The organism is Synechococcus sp. HK05, assembly GCF_019104765.1.
Classification (GTDB): domain Bacteria; phylum Cyanobacteriota; class Cyanobacteriia; order PCC-6307; family Cyanobiaceae; genus Vulcanococcus.
This window is the reverse complement of sequence record NZ_JAHRXJ010000011.1, coordinates 406,764-431,861: the sequence shown is the minus strand read 5'-3', so window position 1 is coordinate 431,861 and position 25,098 is coordinate 406,764. Positions and strand designations below refer to the sequence as shown.

Below are 25,098 nucleotides of genomic sequence, written 5' to 3'. Positions count from 1 at the left end.
GTCGCTACGGATGCCATGGCCAAGTTCGTCTTCGTGACCGGTGGCGTGGTATCCAGCATCGGCAAGGGGATCGTGGCCGCCAGCCTTGGGCGCCTGCTCAAGAGCCGGGGCTACAGCGTTTCGATCCTCAAGCTCGATCCCTATCTGAACGTGGACCCGGGCACGATGAGCCCGTTCCAGCACGGGGAGGTGTTCGTCACCGAAGACGGCGCCGAAACCGACCTCGACCTGGGCCACTACGAACGCTTCACCGACACGGCGATGTCGCGCCTCAACAGCGTGACCACCGGCTCGATCTACCAATCGGTGATCAACAAGGAACGCCGCGGCGACTACAACGGCGGCACGGTGCAGGTGATTCCCCACATCACCGGTGAGATCCGCGAGCGCATCCACCGCGTGGCCGCCAACTCCGGCGCGGATGTGGTGATCACCGAGATCGGCGGGACCGTGGGCGACATCGAATCGCTGCCCTTCCTCGAAGCGATCCGCGAATTCCGCGGCGACGTGGGCCGCAACGACCTGGCCTACGTGCACGTGACCCTGCTGCCCTACATCGGCACCTCAGGCGAGCTGAAAACCAAGCCCACTCAGCACTCCGTGAAGGAGCTGCGCTCCATCGGCATCCAGCCCGATGTACTGGTGTGCCGCAGCGACCGGCCCATCAGCGAAGACCTCAAAGGCAAGATCGGCGGCTTCTGCGGCGTGCCCCGGCGCGCCGTGATCCCAGCCCTCGATGCCGACAGCATCTACGCCGTGCCGATCACCCTCGAGCAGGAAGGCCTCTGCCGCGAGGTGCTCGATCTGCTGGGCCTGGCCGACCACGACAGCGACATGGCTCGCTGGGCCGAAATGGTGGCCAAGCTGCGCAACCCCGGCCCCTCGGTGAAGGTGGCACTGGTGGGCAAATACGTGCAGCTCAACGACGCATATCTCTCGGTGGTGGAAGCGCTGCGCCACGCCTGCATCGACCTGGGGGCCGGCCTGGACCTGCACTGGATCTGCGCCGAACAGATCGAAGAGCAGGGTGCCGATGCGCTGCTGCGGGGCATGGATGCGGTGGTGGTACCCGGCGGCTTCGGCAACCGCGGCGTGGACGGCAAGGTGGCCGCGATCCGCTGGGCACGGGAGCAGCGGGTGCCGTTCCTGGGCCTGTGCCTGGGCATGCAATGCGCCGTAATCGAGTGGGCCCGCAACCAGGCTGGCCTCACTGGCGCCACCAGCGCCGAACTCGATGCCGACACCGCCCACCCGGTGATTCACCTGCTGCCGGAGCAGCAGGACGTGGTGGATCTGGGCGGCACGATGCGCCTGGGCGTGTATCCCTGCCGCCTAACCCCCGGCACCATCGCCCACCAGCTCTATGGCGATGAGGTGGTCTACGAGCGCCACCGCCACCGCTACGAGTTCAACAACGCCTACCGCAACCTGTTCCTCGAATCGGGCTACGAGATCAGTGGCACCTCCCCTGACGGCCGCCTGGTGGAACTGATCGAACTGAAGAACCACCCCTTCTTCACCGCCTGCCAGTACCACCCCGAATTCCTGTCGCGCCCCGGCCGGCCCCATCCCCTGTTCCGCGGGCTGATCGCAGCGGCGCAGCAGCGGTTGCCCGGCAGCCCCAGCGAAGCCCTCAGCCGCAACCTGCCCACCGCTACTCCAGCGGCATGAGCGCAGCGGCGTCCGGCGCCTCCGGCGCCCTGCCGGTGGTGGAGACCTTCCATTCCCTGCAGGGCGAGGGGCTCCACAGCGGCCGCAGCGCCTTCTTCATCCGCCTGGGCGGCTGCAGTGTGGGCTGCAGCTGGTGCGACACCAAGCACTCCTGGCCGCAGCACGTGCATCCCCTGCTGTCGCTCGAGGCTCTGCAGCAGGACGCCCAAAGCGCCGTGGACAACGGCGCGGCCTTCGTGGTGATCACCGGCGGTGAACCCCTTGAGCACCAGCTTGCGCCCCTGTGTGACGCCATCCAGCCGAGCGGTGCCCCCCTGCATCTGGAAACCAGTGGCGTTGGCCTGCTCACGGGCTCCTTTGCCTGGATCACCCTCTCCCCCAAGCCGCACCGGCCACCAACGCCAGAGGTGTTGGCGGCCTGCCATGAGCTGAAGGTGGTGGTGCACGAGGCCGCCGATCTGGCTTTCGCCGAAGCGATGGCCGCAGCCGCCCTCAGCGGGCGCAACACCGATCAGCCAGCGCCCGCATTGCTGCTGCAACCTGGCTGGCAGAGCGCAACAGGCCAGCAGCTGGCCGTCGACTACGTGCGCAGCGACCCCAACTGGCGCCTGAGCCTGCAGAGCCACAAGTGGCTGGGGGTGCGCTGAGGGGGCACGCCGCTCGGCATCATGGTTTCGGCGCCTGATCCACCGCTTTGTCCACCGCCATTGCCCTGCTCTCCGGCGGTCTCGATTCCGCCACCGCCGCAGCCCTCGCCATGGAAGACGGGCAGCGCGTGATCGGCCTCTCCTTTGATTACGGCCAGCGCCATCGGCGCGAACTGGAAGCAGCAGCACGCATTGCCGCGCAGCTCGGCCTAGCAGAGCACCACACCATCAGCGTGAACCTGGCCGCCTGGGGCGGCTCGGCCCTCACCGACAGCCGCATGGCCGTACCCAGCGATGGGGTGCAGACCGATGTGATCCCCAGCACCTATGTGCCAGGCCGCAACACGGTGTTCATCGCCATCGGCCTGAGCCTGGCGGAGGCGCGCGGCGCCGAGCGGCTGGTGCTGGGGGTGAATGCAGTGGATTACTCCGGTTATCCCGACTGCCGGCCCGATTACCTGGAGGCCTTTCAGCGGCTGGCGGATCTCGCCAGCAAGGCTGGCCGGGAGAGGCACGGCAGCCGCCTCTGGGCTCCGCTGGTGACCTGGAGCAAAACGAAGATCGTGCAGGAGGCCCTGCGGCTGGGGGTGCCCATCGCCGACACCTGGAGTTGCTACAGCGGCGGCGAGCAACCCTGCGGCGTGTGCGACAGCTGCCGCATCCGCGATGCCGCCTTGATCGAAGCCGGCCGGCCCGACCTGACCAGCCGCTGATGCCGGGTTGCACGCGCGTGCCGGTGGCCTGGCGTTCACCGGCCAACCTGGCGCCCTTGCTGGCCGAACACTGGGGCCACGCCGGCTTGATCTGGCTCGACGGCGACGGCACCGACCTGGGGCGCTGGGCCACCTTGGCCGTTGATCCGCTGGAGCAACGCTGCTGCCGCGGACTGCCCGGCGATGCCGGCGCGAGCGATCCCTTTGCAGCCTTGGCGGATCTGGGCCCGGGCCATTGGTGCGGCTGGCTCAGCTACGAAGCCGCCGCCTGGGTGGAACCCGGCAACCCCTGGAAAACCGATTCCATGGCCAGCCTCTGGATCGCCCGCCACGATCCCGTGCTGCGCTTTGACCTGGTGGAGCAGCAGCTCTGGCTGGAGGGGCAGGATCCCAGTCGGCTGCAGGCGATGGCCCACTGGCTGGAGAGCCTCCCGGCTCATGAGACGGCAGGTGAGCTGGCAGCTCCAGCCGTGGCTCCAGAGCGCTGGCACTGGCACACCGATCTGCAGGCGTTCAGCCGCGGCGTGGAACAGATCCGCGCGCTGATCGCCAGTGGTGATCTGTTTCAGGCCAACCTCACGGCCTGCTGCAGCACCCACCTGCCCGCCATGGCGCCCCACACGGGGCTGGCCTTGTTTCAGCGGCTGCGCCAGCGCTGCCCCGCCCCCTTTGCGGGCTTGGTAGTGGCCGCCGGCGCCGCCGCGGGAGAAGCGGTGATCTCCGCCTCTCCTGAGCGCTTCCTGCAGGTGAGCGCCGAAGGGCACGTGGAAACCCGGCCGATCAAGGGCACCCGGCCCAGACACAACGATCCGCAACGGGATGCCGATGCGGCGGCGGAGCTGGTTTGCAGCGGCAAAGACCGCGCCGAGAACGTGATGATCGTGGATTTGCTGCGCAACGATCTGGGCCGCTCCTGCCTGCCGGGCTCGATCCATGTGCCGCAATTGGTGGGACTCGAGAGCTACGCCCAGGTGCACCACCTCACCTCGGTGGTGTGCGGCCAATTGCGGCCCGATCGGACCTGGGTGGATCTGCTGCGGGCGGGATGGCCGGGGGGCTCGATCAGTGGCGCGCCGAAACTGCGGGCCTGCCAGCGCCTGGCGGAACTGGAACCCGTGGCCCGCGGCCCCTACTGCGGCTCGCTGATCCGCCGCGATTTCGATGGCAGCTTCGATAGCAGCATCCTGATTCGCACCTTGTTGCTGCAGCAGAACCATCTGCGCGGCCACGCCGGCTGCGGCATCGTGGCCGATTCCGACCCCAGCGCCGAAGCCAGCGAGCTGGGCTGGAAGCTCAATCCCCTGCTGGAGGCTTTGGCATGACCCCCCGCAGCATCGCCTGGTTCAACGGGCAGTGGGACGAGCCATCGCAGCTGAGCCTCCCCCTGAGCGATCGCGGCCTGCAGCTGGCCGATGGGCTGTTTGAAACGGTGCTGCTGCTCGATGGCCGCCCGCGCTTGCTCGAGGCCCACCTGCAGCGCTGGCACCAGAGCGCCGCTCTGCTGGCGATGGCGCCCCCGCCGGAGGCCGGCACCCTCGAGCCCTTGATCCACGAAGCCGTGGTGCGCGCAGGGCTCGAGCACGGCAGCGGCGCACTCCGGCTCAACTGGAGCCGCGGCGACGGCGCTGGACGCGGCATCGCCTTGCCAGACAGCCAGCATCCACATCGCTTCTGGCTGCAGCTCAGCCCGCACACGCCAAGCTTCAGCCCGCAGACGGCGATCGTGAGTCGCCAAGAGCGCCGCAACAGCGCCAGCCTGCTGAGCCGTTGCAAAACCTTCGCCTACGGCCAAGCGGTTCAGGCGCGCCTTGAAGCCCAGCGCGCTGGTGCCGATGAGGCCCTGCTCTTGGCCAGCGGCGGCGAGCTCTGCTGTGCCAGTACCGCCAACCTGTTGATTCAGCGCCAGGGCCGTTGGCTCACACCAGCCCTGAGCAGTGGCTGCCTGCCGGGCGTGATGCGCGCTCGCCTCCTGGAGCAGGGCCTGGCCCAGGAGGCGAATCTCGCTCCCCAACCGCAGGGCGGCGACAGCTGGCTGCTGATCAACAGCCTGGGCTGCCGCCCCCTGAGCAGCGTGGATGGCATTCCCTTAACGCCCCACCCCAACGCCGAGGCGTTGTGGCGGAGCTTGCTTTAGCGGCTGAGGGCCAGGCTCAGTTGCAGCCCTGCACAGAGATTCGGTAGGTAAACCCGGTGGCGGCCTGATCGGCAGTGGCACCGATCTTGAAGTTCACCTGGCTCACGGTTTTACCGGGAACCGCCTGCACATCCCACTGACGGCCAGTGCCAACCCCAGGGGTGAGTGAGTCATTGACCACCTGCAGGTTCGAGCCATCGGTGAACTTGAGGTAGCCCTGGATCGGATACGTCGCGCTCACCGACGAATTGGCGGTGAAGAACAGCTTGTAGGAGCTGTAGGGCTGGGTCACGAAGAAATCGGTGTTCCAGTTGGGGCGGCTGAAGGGCAGTGGATTTCCGGGGCTAATCGTCTTGGTCACAATGTCGGTGACACCGTTACCACCCACGGGAGCCAGGAACTGGCAGCTCTGGGCAGAGGCGGGAGCTGCAGCCGTGAGCAGGCAACCACTGGCGCAGACCACAGCAGCGCGGGCAAGGGAGCGCATGGAGACCGGCATCAGAAGAGTTGATCAACATCAACCCCGATTGTGCACTGGATCTCACACAGTGGGTACAGCGACCCATCGGTGATTGACATCAACCCCGTCCGATTCCCGGCAACCTGAAGCGCTACGTCGGAGCCTCGGATTGCGCAGCCTCACCCTGGCGGTGGTCACCAGCACCATCGGCTCCGGATGGTTGTTCGCTCCGCTCTATGCGGCGCGCTTCGCCGGGCCGGCGAGCTTGCTGGCGTGGCTGGCCGGAGGCGTGATGGCCTTTGGCCTGGCTCTGGTGTTTGCCGAGCTGGGATCCCTGGTGCCGAGCTCGGGGGCCTTGGCCCAGATCCCCCTGCTCAGCCATGGGCGCTGGGCAGGCTTCATTGGAGGCTGGTGCGCCTGGATCGCCTACCTCACCCTCCCCACGATTGAGGTGCTGGCGATGGTGCAATACCTGGCCAGCAGCCTGCCCTGGCTCACCGCCGATGGGGGCCAGGGGCAGGTGCTCAGCAGCGCCGGGCTGGGAGTGGCGATGGTGTTGCTGGTGCTGATGGCCTGGATCAACCTGGCCGGGGTGAGCTGGCTGGCCCGCTGGATCGATGGGCTCACCAGTTGGAAGCTGGTGGTCCCGCTACTGGTGTCGTTGAGCCTGATGCTCACAGCGGGGCATTGGAGCAATCTCGGGCTGCACAACACAGGCCAGGGAGCCGAGCTGGCCGGAGTGGTGAGTGCCATCGGTGGCGGCGGCATCCTGTTCAGCCTGCTGGGGTTTCGCACCGCCATGGATCTGGCGGGAGAAGCGCGCAACCCCCAGCGCAACGTGCCCCTGGCCATGGCCTTGGGGCTGGGCGTGTCGCTGACGATTTATCTGCTGCTGCAACTGAGCTTTCTCGTGGCGGTGCCACCTCAGGCCCTGAGCCAGGGTTGGGCTTCCCTGCAGCTCAGCAACCATGGCGGCCTGCTGGTGGCCATCGCCATGGGGCTGGGCATGGGTTGGGTGGCAACACTGCTGCTGAGCGATGCCGTGATCTCGCCAGGCGCCACAGCCATGACCTACATGGGAGTGTCCGCCCGCGTGGCCTGGATGATGGGGCGCTTGGGGCTGCTGCCCGAGGCCATGGGCCGGCTCAACCGCCAGGCGGTGCCGGCGATCGCGCTGTTCTGGAGCCTGGCCATCGGCGTGGTGATGCTGCTGGGGGGTCCGAGCTGGCAGCGAGTGGTGAGCTTCCTCACGGCCACGCTGGTGATCGCCCTGGCGGTGGGTCCCGTGAGTTTGCTGGCACTGCGCCAACAGCTGCCCGCCGCCCCACGCGCATTCCGCCTGCCCATGGCGAAGCTGTTGTGTCCGCTCACCTTTGTGGCCGCCAGTTGGGCGGTGCTGTGGTGCGGCCGCAGCGCCCTGGAGGGAGCCGTGGGCCTGGTGGTGGTGCCAGCGCTGCTGTTTGGCCTGCTGCAACACAAGCATGGCCGCAGCCTGAATGCCGGCTGCGGCAGCTGGTGGTTTGTGTATCTGGGGGGCCTGGTGTTGATTGCAGAGATCAGCGGCCCGCAACGGCTCCTGCCGGGAGGCGACGCCAGTCAGCTGTTGATCACCGCCTTGTTTGCTCTAGTGGTGTTCCCCGTGGCCGTCGGCACACGGCTGCCCCGGGCCTCAAGCGAGGCCCAGGTTGCCGCCGAGCTCACACCGTGAGGAAGCGATCCACCACGTCTTTGCTGAGCTCGCTGGTGGGACCGCTGGCCACGATGCCCCCACGCTGCATGGCGTAATAGCGATCCGCCTGGCGCACGAAGTGCAAGTGCTGCTCCACCAGCAGCACGCTGATCCCGGTGGCATCAATGATCCGGCGTACCGCCCGCTCGATATCGAGCACCACCGACGGCTGAATGCCTTCAGTGGGTTCATCGAGAAGCAGCAGCTTGGGTTTGCCGAGCAGGGCCCGCGCAATCGCCAGCTGCTGCTGTTGCCCGCCGGAGAGATCACCGCCGCGACGGGCGAGGAACTTCTCCAGGATCGGGAACAGCTCAAACACCAGCGGATCAATGTGGCGGTTTTTAGCCAGACCGCCGGGCAAGGCCTCGAGGCCAAGCAGCAAGTTTTCCCGCACCGTGAGCTGGGGAATGATCTCGCGACCCTGGGGCACATAGCCCACACCGACCCGTGCCCGGCCATGGGGGGGCAAGCCGCTCAGGCTGCGGCCCTCCAGCTGCAATGCACCGCTGCGTTGCTGCAGCAGACCGATCACCGTTTTCAGCAGGGTGGTTTTGCCCACCCCGTTGCGGCCGATCAGGCAGACCATCTCGCCAGGCGCAACGTTGAGGTCAACGTCGCGAAGAATGTGGCTCTCCCCGTAATACACGTTGAGGCCGCGGATATCGAGCAGGGTCACGCCGCATCCTCCTGAGTGTCACTACCGAGATACACCTCAATCACCCGTGGATCGTTTTGGACCTGATCCATCGATCCCTCACAGAGCACATGCCCCTCATGCAGCACCGTCACCGGTGCTTGCAGATCGCGGATGAACTCCATGTCATGCTCGATCACCAGCACGGTGTGGTCACCGGCCAACTGCTTCAGTAGATCCGCAGTGCGGGCCGTTTCCTCATCGGTGAGACCCGCCACCGGTTCATCCACCAGCAGCAGCTCGGGATCCTGCGCCACGAGCATCGCAATTTCCAGCCACTGCTTCTGGCCATGGGAGAGACCACCAGCCGGTTGCTGGGCCTGGCGTTCGAGGCCCACCACAGACAGCAGATGCTGCACACGATCGCGTTGTTCACTGCTCAGCGCACCAAACAACAACGCCGCCGGACCATGGGGTCCGCGCACGGCCAGCTCAAGATTGCGGCGTGGGCTGAGGTTCTGATACACACGCGGTGTCTGGAACTTGCGACCAATTCCCAGACGGGAAATGTGGTGCTCGCTGCGGCCCACGATCGAGCGACCGCGGAACACCACGTCGCCGCGAGTGGGTTTCACCTTGCCGGTGATCACATCGAGGAAGGTGGTTTTACCAGCGCCATTGGGGCCAATCACGGCACGCAGCTCACCTGGTGCGAGCTGAAGTTTGAGATCGTTGAGCGCGAGAAACCCGTCGAAGCTGACGGTCACGCCCTGCAGTTCAAGCAGATTCATCGGCGATGGACGGGAGGTTGGCGTGCTGGTCATCAACCCTGGCCTCCACCGCGACCGTCGAGCTGTTCTTGCTCAGCCGCCACCTGGGGATCGAGATCCAGAGCGGGGTAGGTGGCCGTGCGCGGCGGCCAACCCACCATGGCGATCAGGCGACCAGGGCCACCCTGGCGCCACCAACCCACCAAGCCATCGGGCAGGGCAAGCACCACCAGCAGGAACAAACCGCCCTGAATGAACAGCCAGGTTTCCGGCAGGGCTTCACTCACCAAACTCTTGGCGTAGTTGATCAGCACAGCGCCGAGCACAGCGCCAATCAAGGTGCCGCGGCCACCCACCGCCACCCAGATCACCATCTCGATGGAGAAGGGAACCGCCATGTACTGCGGCGACACAATGCCCGATTGCACGGTGTAGAGCGCGCCGCTGATGCCAGCCAACGCACCCGCCACGGCGAACACCACTGTTTTGTAGGCCGTGGGGTTGTAGCCGGTGAAACGCAGGCGCGGTTCATCGTCGCGAATGGCGATCAGGGCATCGCCGAAGCGGCCGTGGGTGAGCCAGCGGCACAGCAGAAAGGCCAGCACCGTGATCACCACCGTGAGCCAGAACAGGTTGCGCTGCATCACATCGCTACCAATCAGCTCACCGAACACACGCGCTGTCGATGTTTTCAGACCATTGGTGCCATTGATCAACTTCTGCTGGCCGTTGAAGAAGTTGAAAAACACCAGCAAAGCAGCCTGGGTGAGGATCGAGAAATAAACCCCCTTGATCCGGTTGCGAAACACCAGATAACCCAGCAGCCCAGCCACCAGCGCAGGGATCACCCAGATCGCCAGCAACGTGAAGAGCGGCGAACCGAAAGGCTGCCAGAACGCCGGCAAGCTCTTCACGCCATACAGGGAGAAGAATTCGGGTAATTCTCCAGGCTTCAGCTCATTGAGCTGCAGATACATCGCCAAGGCATAGCCGCCCAGGGCAAAGAAGATGCCCTGGCCGAGACTCAGCATGCCGGTGTAGCCCCAGATCAGATCCACGCCCAGGGCCACAATGCCCAGAGACAGAAAGCGGCCTAACAGATTCAACCGGAACGGTGGCAAAACCACCGGCAATACCAGCGCAGCCACCACAATCAGCACCCAGGGGAGCCAACGCCGCAGGTGGCGCGAAGAGAGCAGATCTGCCATCGCTCAGGCCTCCACCATGCGGCCTTTCTGCGGGAACAGACCCGCCGGCCTGATCTGCAGGAACACCACAATCAAGGCAAACACCAGCACCTTCGCCATCGAGGTGGTGGCGAAGAAGGTGATCACCGCATTCAGCCCCTCAGGCATGCCAGGCCAGACCAGCAGCAGCGAACCGGAGCCCACCACATAACTGAGAACACCGATGCCCAAGGCGGCAAGCACCGTGCCAGCCAGCTTGCCCACGCCGCCGAGCACCACCACCATGAAGCAATCCACGATGTAGTTGCCGCCGAGGTTGGGGCCCACCGAACCCAGCAGGGTGACGGCCACGCCAGCCACACCGGCAAGGCCGGAGCCGATCAAAAAGGTCAGTGCATCCACCTTTTCGGTGGGAATGCCGAGGCAATCGCTCATCGTGCGGTTCTGGGTCACGGCGCGGATGCGCATGCCCCACACGCTCTTCTGCAGGAACCAGTTCACCAACACCAGCGCCACCACCGTGAGCACAATGATGAACAGACGCGCGGCCGGCATATTCACCGCGCCCACATCAATGGAGCCGCGCAGCCATACCGGCGCGGTGACATCAATATTGCGGGCGCTGAACCAGGGCTGATCGAACACCCGCTGCTCCCCCAGCACCGAAGCAATCAGCACGCCAACGAGGGCGGTCACCACCCAGCTGCCTGTTCCCAGCAACGGCGTCCAACGTTGCTGCCACCAGGCCTTCGGCGTAAAGCGGGGCACCAGCAGGCCAGCCACCACAGCCACCACAAGACCGATCGCAAAGGCGCTCGACACTGAACGCACAAACTGCTGGAGGATCAGGCTCACACCCCAGGTGGCCAGCAGCGTTTCCAACGGGCGGCCGTACAGGCGCCGAATCACCGTTTTCTCCAGCAGCAAGCCCGCCAGGCCACTCACCACAAAGGCCAGCGGCAGCGCCACCAGGATGTAAATCGGGAACAAGGCATCGGGCAGCACCGCCTTGAAGATGTTCTGCACCACGAATGTGGTGTAGGCACCAAGCATCATCAACTCGCCATGGGCCATGTTGATAACGCCCATCAGGCCAAACACCACGGCCAGGCCCAGTGCGGCAAGCACCAGAACCGAGCCGATGGCCAGGCCGTTGAAGAGTGTGTCGTAGAGAAGATCCATCGCGACCAGCAGGGGTCTTAGGCAAAGGGAAAGCAAACGGGGAAGAAGAAAAAAGGGGGAGATTGCTCTCCCCCACCTCTCCATAGATGTAGGAAGGCGGTGCCAGCAATCACCGCCGATCGATCACATCTTGTACTTGCCGGCGTCAGGGCGATCCTGGGTCCAATCGCAGGTGTAGCCCTTGGTTTCGGGCACGTACTGGTTCCAGGCCACGGGCTTCACAAAACCCTTGTCCTCAAGGATCTTGAACATGCCATCGCTCTGCACCTCACCGATCAACACGCGCTTCTCCACGTGGTGGTTGGGCATCACCGTCACCTTGCCTTCGGGAGCATCGAAGCTCACGCCGATCAGGGCCTCGCGCACCTTGTTGTCGTCAACGCTGTTGGCCTTTTCGGCCGCAGCAGCCCACAGGTAAACCATCATGTAGGCGGCTTCAGCGGGGTCGTTGGTGACGCGCTTGTCGCCATACTTGGCCTTGAAGTTCTTGGTGAACTCCTTGGAAGCAGGGGTATCGAGGCTCTGGAAGAAGTTCCAAGCGGCGTAGGTGCCTTCGAGATACTCAGGACCGATCGCAGCAATCTCTTCTTCAGCGATCGAGAAGCTCATGATCGAATAGCCGTTGGCCGGGGTGATGCCGGCAGCCTTCATCTGCTTGAAGAAGGCAACGTTGCTATCGCCGTTGAGGGTGTTCACGATCACACCACCCTTGGGCATCGCCTGCTTGATCTTGGCGATGATCGGAGCCACTTCGGTGTTACCCAGGGGCAGGTAGTCCTCACCTACCACCTTGGCACCATTGGCCTTGAGCTGCTCCTTCATGATGGTGTTGGCGGTACGTGGGTACACGTAATCCGAGCCAACCAAGAAGAATTCCTTGCCCTTGTTCTGCAGCAGCCAATCCACAGCAGGCTCAGCCTGTTGGTTGGGAGCGGCACCGCTATAGAAAATATTCTTGGAGCACTCCTGACCTTCGTACTGAATCGGGTAGAAGAGGAAGTGGTCCTTCGCCTCGAACACCGGTAGCATCGCCTTGCGGCTGGCGGAGGTCCAACCGCCGAACACGACAGCAACCTTGTCTTGATCGATCAGCTTGGTGGCCTTCTCCGCGAAGGTGGGCCAATCAGAAGCACCATCCTCCTCAACGGGAACGATCTTCAGCTTCTTGCCGTCAATGGTGATGCCGCCTTTGGCGTTGATCTCATCGATCGCCATCAGCTCGGCTTCGGCCACCGTGTTTTCGGAGATGGCCATGGTGCCGGAGCGGCTGTGAAGGATGCCCACCTTCACTTCGCCATCGAACTCACCACCGGCCTGATCACCGCCACCACACGCAACCAGGGTGAGCGAGGTGGCCAGAGCCGTGGCACCGCCCAGCAGACGCAGCGAATTCTTTCGCATCGAAGGGGAGGTCATGTAAGGAAAGTCACAAAAGAGCTGCCGCCTGTCAGCGGTCGTCGGAACGTATCGGCGTGAGCAGTTCGCCTTTGGTATCCGATGGCACGGTTTGCCAAACCCATGAGACTCAAGGCCACACCAGGGTTGTGGGGTAAATCAAGGAAAGATTGCGTCTGTGTCGGTTGCTACGAAAGCGACCTCAACTGGGCAGCTGCCGCAGCACAAACGCCTCCACCTGCTCGAGCCCCTCTCCGGAATGCAGGTTGGTGAAACACCAGGGGCGCCCAGGTCGCATCCGTTCGGTGTCGCGCTCCATCACCTCCAAGCTGGCACCCACCATCGGCGCCAAATCGATCTTGTTGATCACCAGCAGATCGGAGCGGGTGATGCCAGGCCCTCCCTTGCGGGGGATCTTGTCGCCTGCAGCCACGTCAATCACATAGATGCAGAGATCCACCAGCTCCGGGCTGAAGCTGGCGGCGAGGTTGTCGCCACCGCTCTCCACCAGCACCAGATCCAAGCCCGGATAGGCCGCCTCCAGGTCGGCCACCGCCGCACGGTTGATCGAACAGTCTTCGCGGATGGCGGTATGGGGACAGCCGCCGGTTTCCACGCCGCGAATCCTCCCGGGCTCCAGGGCACCGGCACGGGTGAGGAACTGAGCGTCCTCCTGCGTATAGATGTCGTTGGTGACGACCGCCAGCTGCAGCCGATCCCGAAGCCGCCGGCACAACGCCTCCACCAGAGCTGTCTTACCGGACCCCACCGGACCGGCCACCCCAACCCGCAAACGACTGGCTGTCATCAGCGCACCACCCGATCAGCTCGTTGCAGCAGATCCTCCGGCACGGTGACACCGATCGCCTGGGCGGTGGCCAGGCTCACCAACAGATCCGTGCTGGTGAGCGGTTGGAAGGCCATCTGCGCCGGCGATTCGCCGTTGAGCACCCGAACGGCGAGCTTGCCGGCAGCCATGCCGTCATCGCGGTAGTTCCAGCCGATCACCGCCAGGCAGCCCGGCAACTGAATATCAGGCGGATCCACCGAATACACCGGAATGCGGTGCTCCAGGCCCACCTTGCAGATGGCCGCGAAGGCCTCAATCGTGGCGTAATCGCCGATCTTCACGAAAGCCTCCACCTGCTGCTCCACCAGCGCCTTGGCAGCCTGCGGCACCTGGCTCGCACTGGCCACCGGCTGCTCCAGCACGCGGATCGAGCGCCGCAACGCCTCCTGGCGCAGCAGCTTGGCTTCGTAGCTGGAATTGGATTCAGCGGGATTGAAAACCAATCCCACCTGTTTGAGCTGCGGGTTGATCTCCCGTGCCAGATCCAGCTCCTTGCCCACTGGGTTGGTGCCCACCGTGCCCACCACGTTGGGGCGGTGCTGACCCACATCACCGGGCGGCGTACCGGCACCGGCGCCCCAGGGGTTGGAGCAATAACAGAACACCACCGGCGTGGTAGCTGGCATCACCTGCATCGCGGCCTGCAGCGGCGGGGTGCCCACCGCCAGCACCAGATCCACCCGGTCGTGCAGAAACTGCTGCATCACCACCGTGGTGTTGGCCGGCTGGCCCGCCGCATCGCGCCGCACCACGCTCATCGTTTCACCCTCGCGGTATCCCGCCGCGGCCAGGGCCTGCTCAAACCCCAGGCGGGTGAGGTTGGGGGGCTGGGCATCCACCATCTGCAGCACGCCGATCAGCGGCCTGGGGCCTGCGCTGCGCTCGGCCAAACCACAGGCCTTGAGCAACACCGATCCGGCCAGACCCGCCCCGCCGAGAACCAGAACACGGCGGCGCGGCAACGTCATGCAGCAATCGCATCTCCCTCCGCACTGTGGCGCTGGCCTTGAGGAGGGGCAACCGGGCCCGGTCGATTCCGATCAGCCGCTCCGATCAGCTGCGAAACAAGCGGGAATAGAGCTCAGCGTGCTGCAGCTGGGCGAGGCCAGCGCCGATGCCGCCGTTCCACAGCTGCCGCGGATCCGAGCCACGCAAGGCCTCGGCTCGCTCGGCGATGCATCCCACCAGGGCCAACTGCAGGCGCTGACCCTGGGTGGGCCCGAGCGGCACCAGGCGCACCGCCGCGCTGATCTGATTGGCAACCCAGCCATAGAGGTAGGCCTCCTCCAACTCAGGTGAGGCAATCTCCAGGCAAAGGGCCGCCCAGGCGAAGGCCGCCGGCCAGGCCAGCGCCGCCGCTTCGGCCGGCAGCGGCCAACCCAGATCCGCCAGCAACTGCAGCAGCGACTGCCCCATCTGGCGCTGCTGAGCCCGCAGCTCAGGGGCTTCGCGCTGCGCCAGCAGCCAACCATCCAGGGCCGCCACCTCAGACCAACCGCCATCACCGTGCCGCCAGGTGCTCAGCAACCCCTGCAGCTCCCCCAGGGCCGCCGCTTCCACCGCCACGGCCCCGCGCTGCAGCTCAGCCCGCAGCCACGCCTCGAGCGCCTCCACCCCAGCCAACTGGCCCCGCTGCACCAGCACCTCCAACCCCTCCGAATAACTGAAAGCACCCACCGGCAGGGCCGGGCTCACCAGCTGGAACAACCTCAGCCGGGCGGCAGCGCTGCTCACGGATGCCCGTGGCCGTGGTGGTGATGGCCGAAGCCCTCATAGGCACCGGCCTCCGGCTGAAACGGCAACTGGGCCAACTCCACCACCAAGCCCCGCTGGCGCAAGAGCTCAGCCAACACGCTGTCTTGCAGCAGCACCAAGCGATCGGCATGCAGCTCCATCGCCACGTGGCGATTACCCAGGTGATAGGCCGCCTGGAGCAGGGCGAGGGGATCGGTGCTGCGCACCTGCATCACCGGCTCCGCTGCCGCGGCCACCTGCACCTGAATCCGCCCATCGGCACTGGCCAAGCGCTCGCCGGGGCGCAGGGCCGCACCGCGAGGCAGTTGCAACAGCAAATCGGATCCACACGCTGAGCGGCGATGGCCCCGCAGGCTCGTGCGCTCATCCGCGGCCAAAGGCAGCTGCAACACAGACGCCGCAGCCGGCCAGGGCGCCTGATCCGGCAAGCGCTCCACAAGCAGGATGGCGGCTTCGTGCGGCATCGCGGGCGTGGACAACGCGGAACGGGCAGCACCCTGGCGGTGGGCGGAGTGCCACTCTGTGATCATCGCTACCCAAGCGGCGCGGCAACGGCCGGGAGCATGCGGCCATGAACGGCACCCTCTCCGCCCCAACCATCGGCTGGAAGGCCACTGCTTCCTTGCAGTTCCAGCAGCGCCATGGGCGCACCCAGTTTCAGGGGGGAGCCACCGCTCCGCTCAAGCTGATGCGCAGCACAGCCCAGAGCAGCGGCCACTGCGAAGTACCCCTGCTGCACACCGCCGGGGGTCTGGTGGGCGGCGATCAATTGGAGCTGCAGCTGGATCTCGAAGCGGGCAGCCGGGCACTGCTCACCAGCGTGGCGGCCCAGAAGGTGTACGGCAGCGTGCGCCGCTCCCGGCTCCACCCCCAGGGCGCCTGGGCTGAGCAACACCTAACGGTGCGGCAGGCGGCGAAGAGCGATCTGGAGTGGCTGCCCCAGGAGCTGGTGCTGTATGCCGATGCCCTCTACCAACAGCACCTGCAGGTCGACCTGGCTCCCGGCGCCAGCTTTCTGGCGATGGAGGTGGTGCGCCTCGGACGCACCGCCGCCGGCGAAACGCTGGGGGAAGGCTGCTGGCGCTCCAGCGCCAGCATTCGCCGCCAAGCCACCGCCACCGCGGAGGAGCGCTTTGAGCTGGTGGATCGGTTGCAGCTTGATGGCGACGCGCTGCACGGGGAACACGGGATGGACGGCCAAGCGGTGTTCGGCTCCCTGGTGTGGGCCGCACCAGCCCCCCTCAACGCCGCTCCCCTGCTGGAACAGGTGCGCGCAGCCCGTACGGGGCTGGAGGGAACGATGGCTTGCGGCGCCCTGGAGCAGGGGCTGGTGGCCCGCTACCGCGGACCCTCCAGCCAGGCGGCACGCTTCTGGTTCTGCCGGATCTGGGCGCTGATCCGCCAGGAGCGGGGCCTGCCGCTGCCGCAGCTGCCGCGGGTGTGGCCCTTTCAGGAAGATCCGTTTGCCGGCTGCCGCGCCGACTGTTCAACCTGAACACAACGCGGCACTAGCGACCGACAGAGTGCGATCTACAACTGGGTGACACGCTCAGGCTTCCCCCTGCCATGCATCTGACTCCTCAGGAGAAGGACAAACTCCTGATCGTGACCGCGGCCCTGCTGGCGGAACGGCGCCTCAACCGCGGCCTGAAACTGAATCATCCAGAGGCGGTGGCCTGGCTGAGCTTTCAGGTGCTGGAAGGAGCCCGCGACGGCAAGAGCGTGGCAGCACTCATGCAGGAGGGCAGCACCTGGCTGAGCCGCGAGCAGGTGATGGAGGGAGTGCCAGAACTGGTGCATGAAGTGCAGATCGAGGCGGTGTTTCCCGATGGCACCAAGCTCGTGACCCTGCACGACCCCATCCGCTGAGCTGCCATGGCCCCACTGATTCCCGGCGAACTGATCCCCGAACCCGGCGAGCTGGAGCTCAACGCCGGCCGGCCGGTCACCACCCTGCTGGTCGCCAACACCGGTGATCGCCCGGTGCAGGTGGGCTCTCACTTCCACTTCTTTGAAGCCAACGCAGCGTTGGAGTTCGACCGTGAGGCCGCCCGCGGCCTGCGGCTCGACATCCCCGCCGGAACCGCGGTGCGCTTCGAGCCCGGCGACAGCCGCGCGGTGCAGCTGGTGCCCTTCGCCGGCGAACGGCGCATCTTCGGCTTCAACGGCCTGGTGAACGGCCCCCTCGATTAACGCGCGTCCCACGCACTCGCTCCCCATGCCCTATCGCATTTCCCGCCGCGCCTACGCCGAGACCTACGGCCCCACCACCGGCGACCGTCTGCGCCTAGCCGACACCGAGCTGATCCTGGAGGTGGAACGCGACTTCACCGTTTACGGCGATGAGGTGAAGTTTGGCGGCGGCAAGGTGATCCGCGACGGGATGGGTCAGGCCCAGACCACGCGCGCCGATGGCGCCGTGGACACGGTGATCACCAACGCCCTGATCCTGGATTGGTGGGGGATTGTGAAGGCCGACATCGGCCTGCGCGATGGCCGCATCGTGGCGATCGGCAAGGCGGGCAACCCCGACACCCAGGCCGGTGTGGACATCGTGGTGGGACCCGGCACCGAGGCGATCGCCGGCGAGGGGCACATCCTCACGGCGGGCTCGATCGACACCCACGTGCACTTCATCTGCCCCCAGCAGATCGAAACGGCCCTGGCCAGCGGCGTGACCACCCTGATGGGCGGCGGCACCGGCCCGGCCACCGGCACCAACGCCACCACCTGCACCCCCGGCGCCTTCCACATCAGCCGCATGCTCCAGGCGGCCGAGGGCCTGCCGGTGAACCTGGGCTTCTACGGCAAGGGCAACGCCTCCACCCCCGAGGCGATCGAAGAGCAGATCCGCGCCGGTGCCTGCGGCCTCAAGCTCCATGAAGACTGGGGCACCACCCCCGCCGCGATCGACTGCTGCCTCACGGTGGCCGACCGCTTCGATGTGCAGGTGTGCATCCACTCCGACACGCTCAACGAAGCGGGCTTCGTGGAGGACACGATCCGCGCCATCGGCGGCCGCACCATCCACACCTTCCACACCGAGGGGGCCGGCGGCGGCCACGCCCCCGACATCATCAAGATCTGCGGTGAGGCCAACGTGCTGCCCAGCAGCACCAACCCCACCCGGCCCTACACGGTGAACACGCTCGAGGAACACCTCGACATGCTCATGGTGTGCCACCACCTCGATCCAAAGATCCCGGAGGACGTGGCCTTTGCCGAATCGCGCATCCGCCGCGAAACGATCGCCGCCGAGGACATCCTTCATGACATCGGGGCCTTCTCAATCATCGCCAGCGATTCCCAGGCCATGGGCCGGGTGGGCGAGGTGATCACCCGCACCTTCCAGACGGCCCACAAGATGAAGGTGCAGCGGGGTGCCCTGGCCGAAGACAGCGCCCGCAACGACAACACCCGCCTGAAGCGCTACATCGCCAAGACCACGATCAACCCAGCCATCGCCCATGGGATCGATCACCAGGTGGGCTCGGTGGAGGTGGGCAAACTGGCGGATCTGGTGCTGTGGAAGCCGGGCTTCTTCGGCGTGAAGCCGGAGCTGGTGCTCAAGGGCGGTTCGATCGTGTGGGCGCAGATGGGCGATGCCAACGCCTCGATTCCCACCCCCGGCCCGGTGCACGGCCGCCCGATGTTTGCCAGCTACGGCAAGGCGCTGGCCCCCAGCTGCCTCACCTTCGTGAGCCAGGCCGCCCTCGACGCCGATGTGCAGCGGCTGCTGGGGCTGGAGCGGCGCTGCGTCCCGGTGCAGAACACCCGCGGCGGCATCAACAAGGCGGCGATGAAAAACAACACCGCCCTGCCCAAGGTGGAGGTGGACCCGCAGACCTACGAGGTGTTCGCCAACGGCGAGCTGCTCAGCTGCGAGCCCGCCGAGGTGCTGCCGATGGCGCAGCGCTACTTCCTGCTCTGAACCAGGGGTGGCACCCGGGGCAGCGGCTGGTCCAGCTGCACGCCGATCAGCTGCACCAGCCCAAGCTCACCGGCAGGGCGGCTCCACCGCAGCACCGCCGGGAGCCGCACCGCCCCAAACCCCGGATGCTGGCTCACATCCAGCAATAGCGGTTCACCAACCAGGGGCTCCGCCAAGCAGGGCACCAGCAGCGCCATGCCGCCATGGCTGATGTCGAGGATGTCGGCGGTGATCCAGGGCTGTGGGGGCTGCCCGGCGGGCAGGAAGCGCAGCTGCACCGGCAACACGCTGCCCACCGCCAGGCGGGGTTCATGGCGGCGATTGAAGGGCTGGCCCGCCTGATCCCAGAGGGATTCATCGAGGGGCTGCTCAGGGTGCGCCATGAGCCAAACGCTAGGCAGGCACACGGGTCGGCGCCAACCCAACGCTTCCGTAGCAACAGCCACCTGAGGGGGCCGGGAAGCTCTGCATGATCACGCCACCGCAGGCTCGGCGATGTTCACCGACTACCGGCCCAGCAAGGGCTACGACGAATATTTCAGCGCCAGCGAAGAACCCCGCAGCGCGCTGCAACCGCTGCTCTCCTCCCTGGGAGCCCTGGGGTTGGAACAACTCAACCGCAACCACGCCGCGGCCGGCATGCTGCTCAAGCGGCTGGGGGCCACCTTCCGCCTCAACGATTCCGGCACCCGCGGCGGTGAGCGCATCCTTCCCTTTGATCCCCTGCCCCGCCTGATCGGCTCCAGCGACTGGGACCTGCTGCAGCGCGGCCTGATCCAGCGCCTCGAGGCGATCGATCTGTTTCTGGCAGACGTGTATGGCGATCAGGCCATCCTTCGCGATGGCGTGATCCCCCGGGAAGACGTGGAGAGCTCCCAGGGCTGGCGGCCGCAGCTGCGCGGCTTCCGCCCGCCCCTGGGCAAGTGGTGCCAGATCTCCGGGCTTGATCTGGTGCGCGATGGCGCCGGCACCTGGCGCGTGTTGGAAGACAACCTGCGCTGCCCCTCGGGGGTGGCCTACTTCCTCGAGAACCGGCGCGTGATGAAGCGCATGTTCCCGAGTCTGTTCAGCGGCCGCACCGTGCAGCCGATCGACAGCTATCCCTCACAGCTGCTGCAGACCCTGCGGGATCTGGCGCCCTGGACGGAAACCCCGCGGGTGGTGCTGCTCACACCGGGGGTGTTCAACAGCGCCTATTTCGAGCACAGCTACCTAGCCCAGCAGATGGGCATCTCCCTGGTGGAGGGGCGTGACCTCGCCTGCCAGGACGGGCGGGTGTGGATGCGCACCACCCAGGGGCTCGAGCCGGTGGACGTGATCTACCGCCGCATCGACGACGACTTCCTCGATCCGGATGTGTTCCGCAGCGATTCGATGCTGGGCGTTCGCGGGTTGATGGAGGTGTATGCCCAGGGTCGCGTGGCCATTGCCAACGCACCAGGCACCGGCGTGGCCGACGACAAGCTGATCTACGCCTACGTGCCGGAGATGGTGCGGTACTACCTGGGCGAGGAACCGATCATCGAGAACGTGCCCACTTATCTGTGTTCACGGCCCGATGACCAGGCCTACGTGCTGGCGCACCTGAACGAGCTGGTGGTGAAGGCGGTGTCGGAAGCGGGTGGCTACGGGATGCTGATCGGCCCCCACGCCAGCCAGGCGGAGATCCTCGAGTTCGCCGAGAAGATCAAGGCCAATCCGCGCAACTTCATCGCCCAGCCCACCCTCGAGCTCTCCACGGTGCCCTCCCTGAGTGAAGGGGAGCTCTATCCCTGCCACGTGGACCTGCGGCCCTATGTGCTGCGGGGCAAGGAAGCCTGGGTCACACCTGGCGGCCTCACCAGGGTCGCCCTCAAGCGAGGATCGCTGGTGGTGAATTCGTCGCAGGGCGGCGGCTGCAAAGACACCTGGATCGTGGAGGAAAGCGCATGCTGAGCCGCGTTGCGGATTCGCTCTACTGGATCAATCGCTACGTGGAGCGCGCCGAGAACCTCTCGCGCTTCGTAGAGGTGAGCGAGGCCATGGCGCTCGACTGCCCCCCGGGCAGCGCCGAGCCCTGGCAGCCGCTGATCGATGCCAGCGGTGATCGCGAACTGTTCGATCAGCTCTATCCCAGCGGGGGCCCTGAGCAGGTGGTGGAGTTTCTGGTGAAGGCTGAGGACAACCCCAGCTGCATCGTGAACTGCATCGCCCTGGCCCGGGAGAACGCCCGCCAGATCCGCGATGTGATCACCACCGAGATGTGGGAGCAGATCAACGATCTGTATTGGACCCTGCTGGAGAGCGACAGCTTCTGGCACCAGCCACCCCAGGAGCAGCTGCGCGAAATCCGCCGCGGCTGTCAGCTCTTCTATGGCATCACCGACGCCACCTTGAGCCGGGATCTCTCGTGGCAATTCAGCCGCCTGGGCCGGCTGATCGAGCGCGCCGACAAAACCACGCGCATCCTCGATGTGAAGTACTTCCTGCTGCTACCCAGCCCGGAGGAGGTGGGCGGCGTGCTGGATGAACTGCAGTGGATTTCGCTGTTGCGCTCAGCTGGTGCCTATCAAATGTTCCGCCAGTCGCAACAAGGAGTGATCACGCCGAGGGCTGTGGCTGCCTTCCTGCTGCTCGACCGCAACTTCCCGCGCTCCGTGCGCTACTGCCTCGAGCGGATCGATGAAACCCTCCAGCTGGTGGCGGCCGGAACCGCGGCGCGCAAGCCAGATCCCCTCGAGTGCCTGAGCGGACTCACCCGCGCCCGCTGGAGTTACACCGGCATCGATGAACTGGTGACCGGCGGCCTGCATGAATCGATCGACGCCCTCCAGCAGGATCTCAATAACCTGCATGAGCTGATCCACGCTCGCTACTTCGTGTTGCCGAGCCTGGCCACCGCCGAGGAAGCCGCCGCCATTCCACCGGCCCAGGCCACCGCTGCGGCCACTGCTTCCGTTTCTGTCTCCGCCACCAGTCACGACCTGGCATGCGCGCCCGCCTGATCCACCGGTTCGATTACCGCTACACCAAACCGGTGTTGCTAGGGCCGCATCGCTTCTGCCTGCGCCCGCGGCCCCATGGGTTTCAACGGCTGATCGACTACCGCCTCGAGATCTCCCCCGATCCGAGCCAGCTCTATGAGCTGATGGCCGCCGGTGGCGACACCATCACCCGCGCCCGCTTTCTCGGTGAAACCGAGCAACTGCTCGTGGTGGCCACCAGCGAGGTGGAAACCTTCAGCCCGCCCCTGCTGGAAGCCTGCCTGGATGAACAGATGGCCCAGCTACCGGTGCAGATCGGCCGGCTCAATCCCGACCTACTCAGCAACTTGCAGGGCTGGCTGCCCAACGGCCAGCACGATGGCGCCGCCGTGGATCTGGCCCAGGAAGCGCTGATGGGCAGCGATGGCCGCAGCCTTAACTTCCTGCAGCAGCTGATCGAAGTGATCCAAGACCGGGTGAAATACACCCAGCGCCATGTGGGCCCCGCCTGGCCCGCCGGCCGCACCCTGAAGGAACGGGTGGGGTCCTGCCGCGACCTGGCGATGCTGATGATCGAGTGCTGCCGCAGCGTGGGGCTGCCGGCCCGCTTCGTGAGCGGCTACCACCTGGTGGAGCCCAAGCCGGAGCGCTACGACCTACACGCCTGGGCGGAGGTGTATCTGCAGGGCGCCGGTTGGCGCGGCTTCGACCCCAGCGGCAACGGTGCATGCGACGACCGCTACATCCCGGTAGCCACCTCCTCCCGCTCTGATCTCACCGCCGCGGTGAGCGGCACCTTCTCCGGCCCGCCGGGGGTGGAAAGCGAGCTGGAGTGGGACATCAGCGCCGAGATCCTCAGTTCCGCACTGCGGTAGCGGTTGGTGCTGCCGGATCAGGGCAGCCGCGCGATGACAGGGCCAGCCACCACTGGCCGTGACCACCGTTCATCCCGTTCCCCACTCGAACGCCGCCACCGCACAGGCCCTTGAAACGCGGCTGCAACACGCGGGTATTCAGCTCACCATGGGCGGGGAGCCCACGCTGGTGCCGATTGATCCCAAGGGGGCCGAGTGGAGCGTGGCCGCCGATGGGCCCACCAAGCTCCGCTACGCCCGCCAACTCGCCGCCGAACTGCAACGCCGCGCCTGGCCCGGCAGCACCCTGCTCTATTGCCCCGGCAAGCAGTACGACGGCGAGGTGAATCCGCGCTGGGCGCTGCGGCTGATCACCGGCCGCGATGGCAAACCGCTGGTGCCGATCACGCCCGCGGGCGACCACATCCCCACTCCCGCCGAACTGCTGCTGCTGCTGGAGGCCGTGGGCCGCGATCTCGGCTGCCGCCTGCAGGCCCTGCCCCTGCGGGATCCGCTCCAACGCGACCGCCAGGTGTGGGCCATCCCCCTCAGCTGCCAAGACGGGCAGTGGCGTTCGCTGGACTGGCCGCTGCAGGAGGAGCTCAGGGAGCTGAGCGGCGCACCGGGTCCGGCGGGCCTGCGGCTGCCGCTGCAGCACTTCCCCGCCGATGAACTGCGGCAGGTGCTCACCCTCGAGCGCGATCCCAGCGGCTGGGCCCTGTTTCTGCCACCGCTGGAGCGGGAACCGTTGGAGCTGCTGCTGCAACGGTTAGCGGCCCATCACCAGGGGTGGCAAGAGCCGGAGCTGAGCGGGGTGCTGCCCTGGGATGCCTACGCCCACTGGCAGGTGCTTGGCCTCACCGCCGATCCCGGCGTGCTCGAGGTGAACCTGCCGGTGTGCCACAGCTGGCACGACTACGCCGGCTGGATCCAGCTGCTGGAGGAGGCCGGCGCCGCGGTGGGACTGCGCAGCTGGAAGCAAGCGGGCCACCGCAGCGAAGGCACCGGCGGTGGCAATCACCTGCTGCTGGGCGGCCCCAGCCTGGAGGAGCATCCCTTCTTCCAGCGCCCGGCCTGGCTGGTGGGCTTGCTGCGCTACTGGCAGCACCACCCCTGCCTGGCCTACCTGTTCAGCGGCCGCAGCGTGGGGCCCGCCTCCCAAGCACCGCGGCCCGATGAAGGCAGCGCCAGCCAGCTGGATCTGGAGCTGGCCCACCGCGCCCTCGAGCAGCTGCCGCCCGGCGACCAGCGCGTGGCCATCGGCGAAACCCTGCGCCATCTGCATGCCGACCGCAGCGGCAACACCCACCGCAGCGAGATCAGCCTCGACAAGTTCTGGAACCCCGCCTGGACCGCCGGCTGCCAGGGGCTGCTGGAATTCCGCGCCCTGGAATCCCTGCCGGATCACCGCTGGACCAGCGCCGTCGCTCTGTTGTTTCGGGCGCTGGCGGTGCGGCAGCTCAACCCAAAGCACCGTCCCGAGGGGCTGCGGCTCTGGGGCGCTGACCTGCACGACAGGGCGATGCTGCCCAGCGCCCTATGGGCAGATCTGGAGCGGGTGCTGGCGGATCTGGCCGCCGATGGGCTGCCGCTGGATCCCGAACCACTGCGGGCCATCTGGGAGTGGCGCTTTCCGCCGCTGCTGCAGTGGCAAGCGGGGGACGCAGAGCTCTGCCTCCGCCAGGCCCTCGAACCCTGGCCGCTGCTGTGCGACACGCCCGTGGAAGGCGGCAGCACCAGCCGCTTTGTGGACAGCTCGTTGCGGCGCTTTGAGCTGATCGCCAACCCAGCGTTCCGCCGCCGCTACACGCTGCAGCTCCAGGGCCGCCCCTTGGCCTGGCCCCAGGATCCTGACCACCCCCTGGCGGTGCGCTTCCGCCAGGAAGCCCTGTTCCCCTGCCTGCACCCGTGCCTGCCGGTGGATGTGCCCCTGCAGCTCGAGGCGCGCGCCGCTGACAGCGGCAAACCGGTGGCGCGTTGGGAATTACGGGATGAGTCCGGCGGTTTTGAGCTCCTCACCGAAGGCAGCGATCCGGCATCAACACCGGCGCCACAAGCGCAGGGGCGCCCAACACCGCTACGCGGCGCTGGGGAGCACTGCAGCACAGTGGATCTACGCCTCTGAAGCGGCTGAAATCGAAAGGGAATCCGGTGCTGTTTTCAGCTTTTTTTTCCAAGCCTCAAGATTGATTGCGTGGGCAAAAACACACATGCCAGCTCCCC

Annotated in this window: 25 protein-coding genes; 14 read left to right on the top strand and 11 right to left on the bottom strand. The window is 66.2% G+C overall.

All coding sequences use genetic code 11. From position 1 onward, the window contains the following. Positions 1–15: 15 nt before the first annotated feature. Genes KUL97_RS11570 through KUL97_RS11550 form a run of 5 tightly spaced genes read left to right on the top strand, consistent with a single transcriptional unit; the run spans position 16 to position 5,165 of the window. Positions 16–1,671, top strand: a complete 1,656-nt coding sequence (locus KUL97_RS11570; protein WP_217797110.1) for a CTP synthase — start codon at positions 16–18, stop codon at positions 1,669–1,671. After that, the gene (locus KUL97_RS11565) at positions 1,668–2,318 is read left to right on the top strand and encodes a 7-carboxy-7-deazaguanine synthase QueE (protein ID WP_217797109.1); all 651 of its coding nucleotides are present in this window, start codon (positions 1,668–1,670) and stop codon (positions 2,316–2,318) included. Before KUL97_RS11570 ends, KUL97_RS11565 begins: the two co-directional genes overlap by 4 nt. A 47-nt stretch (positions 2,319–2,365) precedes the next feature. After that, the gene (gene queC, locus KUL97_RS11560; RefSeq protein WP_217797108.1) at positions 2,366–3,031 is read left to right on the top strand and encodes a 7-cyano-7-deazaguanine synthase QueC; all 666 of its coding nucleotides are present in this window, start codon (positions 2,366–2,368) and stop codon (positions 3,029–3,031) included. Further along, entirely contained in the window at positions 3,031–4,353 is a 1,323-nt protein-coding gene (locus tag KUL97_RS11555) for an anthranilate synthase component I family protein (protein ID WP_217797107.1), read from the top strand. The genes queC and KUL97_RS11555 overlap by 1 nt, the downstream gene beginning before the upstream one ends. Further along, a complete protein-coding gene (locus tag KUL97_RS11550) occupies positions 4,350–5,165 on the top strand; it encodes an aminotransferase class IV (protein ID WP_217797106.1) in 816 nt (271 codons plus the stop codon). The genes KUL97_RS11555 and KUL97_RS11550 overlap by 4 nt, the downstream gene beginning before the upstream one ends. Before the next feature lie 16 nt (positions 5,166–5,181). Here KUL97_RS11550 and KUL97_RS11545 read toward each other — a convergent pair whose 3' ends face one another. Further along, entirely contained in the window at positions 5,182–5,652 is a 471-nt protein-coding gene (locus tag KUL97_RS11545) for a hypothetical protein (protein ID WP_254896432.1), read from the bottom strand. Between the two features lie 142 nt (positions 5,653–5,794). Here KUL97_RS11545 and KUL97_RS11540 point away from each other — a divergent pair, with 142 nt between their 5' ends. Further along, positions 5,795–7,333: an APC family permease gene (locus tag KUL97_RS11540; protein ID WP_217797104.1), complete on the top strand. Its 1,539-nt coding sequence runs from the start codon at positions 5,795–5,797 to the stop codon at positions 7,331–7,333. Here the strand turns inward: KUL97_RS11540 and urtE are convergent. The 9 genes from urtE to ureE all read right to left on the bottom strand — a co-directional run bounded on the left by urtE (position 7,323) and on the right by ureE (position 15,657). Further along, positions 7,323–8,030 carry an urea ABC transporter ATP-binding subunit UrtE gene (gene urtE, locus KUL97_RS11535; RefSeq protein ID WP_217797103.1) on the bottom strand — a complete coding sequence of 236 codons (708 nt, stop codon included), beginning with the start codon at positions 8,028–8,030 and terminating at the stop codon, positions 7,323–7,325. The two genes, KUL97_RS11540 and urtE, sit on opposite strands and share 11 nt — an antisense overlap. Next, on the bottom strand, positions 8,027–8,812 hold the full coding sequence (urtD, locus tag KUL97_RS11530; RefSeq protein ID WP_254896431.1) for an urea ABC transporter ATP-binding protein UrtD: 786 nt from the start codon (positions 8,810–8,812) through the stop codon (positions 8,027–8,029). Before urtD ends, urtE begins: the two co-directional genes overlap by 4 nt. Next, complete coding sequence (urtC, locus tag KUL97_RS11525; RefSeq protein WP_217797102.1) at positions 8,812–9,966, bottom strand: urea ABC transporter permease subunit UrtC; 1,155 nt, start codon at positions 9,964–9,966, stop codon at positions 8,812–8,814. Before urtC ends, urtD begins: the two co-directional genes overlap by 1 nt. 3 nt (positions 9,967–9,969) lie before the next feature. Then, positions 9,970–11,127, bottom strand: coding sequence for an urea ABC transporter permease subunit UrtB (urtB, locus tag KUL97_RS11520; RefSeq protein WP_217797101.1), 1,158 nt, complete (start codon positions 11,125–11,127; stop codon positions 9,970–9,972). A 123-nt stretch (positions 11,128–11,250) separates the two neighbouring features. Then, positions 11,251–12,528, bottom strand: a complete 1,278-nt coding sequence (gene urtA / locus KUL97_RS11515; RefSeq protein ID WP_217797324.1) for an urea ABC transporter substrate-binding protein — start codon at positions 12,526–12,528, stop codon at positions 11,251–11,253. Positions 12,529–12,724: 196 nt separating this feature from the next. Further along, complete coding sequence (gene ureG, locus KUL97_RS11510) at positions 12,725–13,330, bottom strand: urease accessory protein UreG (RefSeq protein WP_217797100.1); 606 nt, start codon at positions 13,328–13,330, stop codon at positions 12,725–12,727. After that, positions 13,330–14,340, bottom strand: a complete 1,011-nt coding sequence (locus KUL97_RS11505) for an ABC transporter substrate-binding protein (RefSeq protein ID WP_217797099.1) — start codon at positions 14,338–14,340, stop codon at positions 13,330–13,332. Before KUL97_RS11505 ends, ureG begins: the two co-directional genes overlap by 1 nt. An 85-nt stretch (positions 14,341–14,425) precedes the next feature. Then, positions 14,426–15,106, bottom strand: a complete 681-nt coding sequence (locus tag KUL97_RS11500; protein WP_368656151.1) for an urease accessory protein UreF — start codon at positions 15,104–15,106, stop codon at positions 14,426–14,428. After that, a complete protein-coding gene (ureE, locus tag KUL97_RS11495) occupies positions 15,103–15,657 on the bottom strand; it encodes an urease accessory protein UreE (RefSeq protein ID WP_368656150.1) in 555 nt (184 codons plus the stop codon). The genes KUL97_RS11500 and ureE overlap by 4 nt, the downstream gene beginning before the upstream one ends. Positions 15,658–15,698: 41 nt before the next feature. On the opposite strand from ureE, the gene KUL97_RS11490 reads away from it, so the two are divergent. The 4 genes from KUL97_RS11490 (at position 15,699) to ureC (ending at position 19,058) form a co-directional block, all read left to right on the top strand. Next, the gene (locus tag KUL97_RS11490) at positions 15,699–16,622 is read left to right on the top strand and encodes an urease accessory protein UreD (protein ID WP_217797098.1); all 924 of its coding nucleotides are present in this window, start codon (positions 15,699–15,701) and stop codon (positions 16,620–16,622) included. Between the two features lie 71 nt (positions 16,623–16,693). Beyond that, entirely contained in the window at positions 16,694–16,996 is a 303-nt protein-coding gene (locus KUL97_RS11485) for an urease subunit gamma (RefSeq protein ID WP_217797097.1), read from the top strand. Between the two features lie 6 nt (positions 16,997–17,002). Then, positions 17,003–17,320: an urease subunit beta gene (locus tag KUL97_RS11480; protein ID WP_217797096.1), complete on the top strand. Its 318-nt coding sequence runs from the start codon at positions 17,003–17,005 to the stop codon at positions 17,318–17,320. A gap of 25 nt (positions 17,321–17,345) precedes the next feature. Then, the gene (gene ureC, locus KUL97_RS11475; RefSeq protein WP_217797095.1) at positions 17,346–19,058 is read left to right on the top strand and encodes an urease subunit alpha; all 1,713 of its coding nucleotides are present in this window, start codon (positions 17,346–17,348) and stop codon (positions 19,056–19,058) included. Here ureC and KUL97_RS11470 read toward each other — a convergent pair. Next, on the bottom strand, positions 19,043–19,441 hold the full coding sequence (locus KUL97_RS11470; protein ID WP_217797094.1) for a PilZ domain-containing protein: 399 nt from the start codon (positions 19,439–19,441) through the stop codon (positions 19,043–19,045). The two genes, ureC and KUL97_RS11470, sit on opposite strands and share 16 nt — an antisense overlap. A gap of 112 nt (positions 19,442–19,553) precedes the next feature. Here KUL97_RS11470 and KUL97_RS11465 point away from each other — a divergent pair, with 112 nt between their 5' ends. The 4 genes from KUL97_RS11465 to KUL97_RS11450 are packed head-to-tail and all read left to right on the top strand — an operon-like array spanning position 19,554 to position 25,000. Further along, the gene (locus KUL97_RS11465) at positions 19,554–20,993 is read left to right on the top strand and encodes a circularly permuted type 2 ATP-grasp protein (RefSeq protein ID WP_217797093.1); all 1,440 of its coding nucleotides are present in this window, start codon (positions 19,554–19,556) and stop codon (positions 20,991–20,993) included. Next, a complete protein-coding gene (locus KUL97_RS11460) occupies positions 20,987–22,042 on the top strand; it encodes an alpha-E domain-containing protein (protein WP_217797092.1) in 1,056 nt (351 codons plus the stop codon). The genes KUL97_RS11465 and KUL97_RS11460 overlap by 7 nt, the downstream gene beginning before the upstream one ends. Continuing rightward, the gene (locus KUL97_RS11455) at positions 22,027–22,896 is read left to right on the top strand and encodes a transglutaminase family protein (protein WP_217797091.1); all 870 of its coding nucleotides are present in this window, start codon (positions 22,027–22,029) and stop codon (positions 22,894–22,896) included. The genes KUL97_RS11460 and KUL97_RS11455 overlap by 16 nt, the downstream gene beginning before the upstream one ends. 58 nt (positions 22,897–22,954) lie before the next feature. Next, entirely contained in the window at positions 22,955–25,000 is a 2,046-nt protein-coding gene (locus KUL97_RS11450; protein WP_217797090.1) for a transglutaminase family protein, read from the top strand. Positions 25,001–25,098 lie beyond the last annotated feature (98 nt).

Coding starts and splice junctions, on each gene's coding strand:
- KUL97_RS11465 (WP_217797093.1), top strand. CDS start 19,554: ATGTTCACCGACTACCGGCCCAGCAAGGGCTACGACGAATATTTCAGC.
- KUL97_RS11545 (WP_254896432.1), bottom strand. CDS start 5,652: ATGCGCTCCCTTGCCCGCGCTGCTGTGGTCTGCGCCAGTGGTTGCCTG.
- KUL97_RS11555 (WP_217797107.1), top strand. CDS start 3,031: ATGCCGGGTTGCACGCGCGTGCCGGTGGCCTGGCGTTCACCGGCCAAC.
- ureG (WP_217797100.1), bottom strand. CDS start 13,330: ATGACAGCCAGTCGTTTGCGGGTTGGGGTGGCCGGTCCGGTGGGGTCC.
- urtA (WP_217797324.1), bottom strand. CDS start 12,528: ATGCGAAAGAATTCGCTGCGTCTGCTGGGCGGTGCCACGGCTCTGGCC.
- KUL97_RS11570 (WP_217797110.1), top strand. CDS start 16: ATGGCCAAGTTCGTCTTCGTGACCGGTGGCGTGGTATCCAGCATCGGC.
- urtD (WP_254896431.1), bottom strand. CDS start 8,812: ATGACCAGCACGCCAACCTCCCGTCCATCGCCGATGAATCTGCTTGAA.
- ureC (WP_217797095.1), top strand. CDS start 17,346: ATGCCCTATCGCATTTCCCGCCGCGCCTACGCCGAGACCTACGGCCCC.
- KUL97_RS11470 (WP_217797094.1), bottom strand. CDS start 19,441: ATGGCGCACCCTGAGCAGCCCCTCGATGAATCCCTCTGGGATCAGGCG.
- KUL97_RS11490 (WP_217797098.1), top strand. CDS start 15,699: ATGAACGGCACCCTCTCCGCCCCAACCATCGGCTGGAAGGCCACTGCT.
- KUL97_RS11455 (WP_217797091.1), top strand. CDS start 22,027: ATGCGCGCCCGCCTGATCCACCGGTTCGATTACCGCTACACCAAACCG.
- KUL97_RS11485 (WP_217797097.1), top strand. CDS start 16,694: ATGCATCTGACTCCTCAGGAGAAGGACAAACTCCTGATCGTGACCGCG.
- KUL97_RS11460 (WP_217797092.1), top strand. CDS start 20,987: ATGCTGAGCCGCGTTGCGGATTCGCTCTACTGGATCAATCGCTACGTG.
- KUL97_RS11480 (WP_217797096.1), top strand. CDS start 17,003: ATGGCCCCACTGATTCCCGGCGAACTGATCCCCGAACCCGGCGAGCTG.
- urtB (WP_217797101.1), bottom strand. CDS start 11,127: ATGGATCTTCTCTACGACACACTCTTCAACGGCCTGGCCATCGGCTCG.
- KUL97_RS11565 (WP_217797109.1), top strand. CDS start 1,668: ATGAGCGCAGCGGCGTCCGGCGCCTCCGGCGCCCTGCCGGTGGTGGAG.
- KUL97_RS11550 (WP_217797106.1), top strand. CDS start 4,350: ATGACCCCCCGCAGCATCGCCTGGTTCAACGGGCAGTGGGACGAGCCA.
- urtC (WP_217797102.1), bottom strand. CDS start 9,966: ATGGCAGATCTGCTCTCTTCGCGCCACCTGCGGCGTTGGCTCCCCTGG.
- KUL97_RS11505 (WP_217797099.1), bottom strand. CDS start 14,340: ATGACGTTGCCGCGCCGCCGTGTTCTGGTTCTCGGCGGGGCGGGTCTG.
- ureE (WP_368656150.1), bottom strand. CDS start 15,657: ATGATCACAGAGTGGCACTCCGCCCACCGCCAGGGTGCTGCCCGTTCC.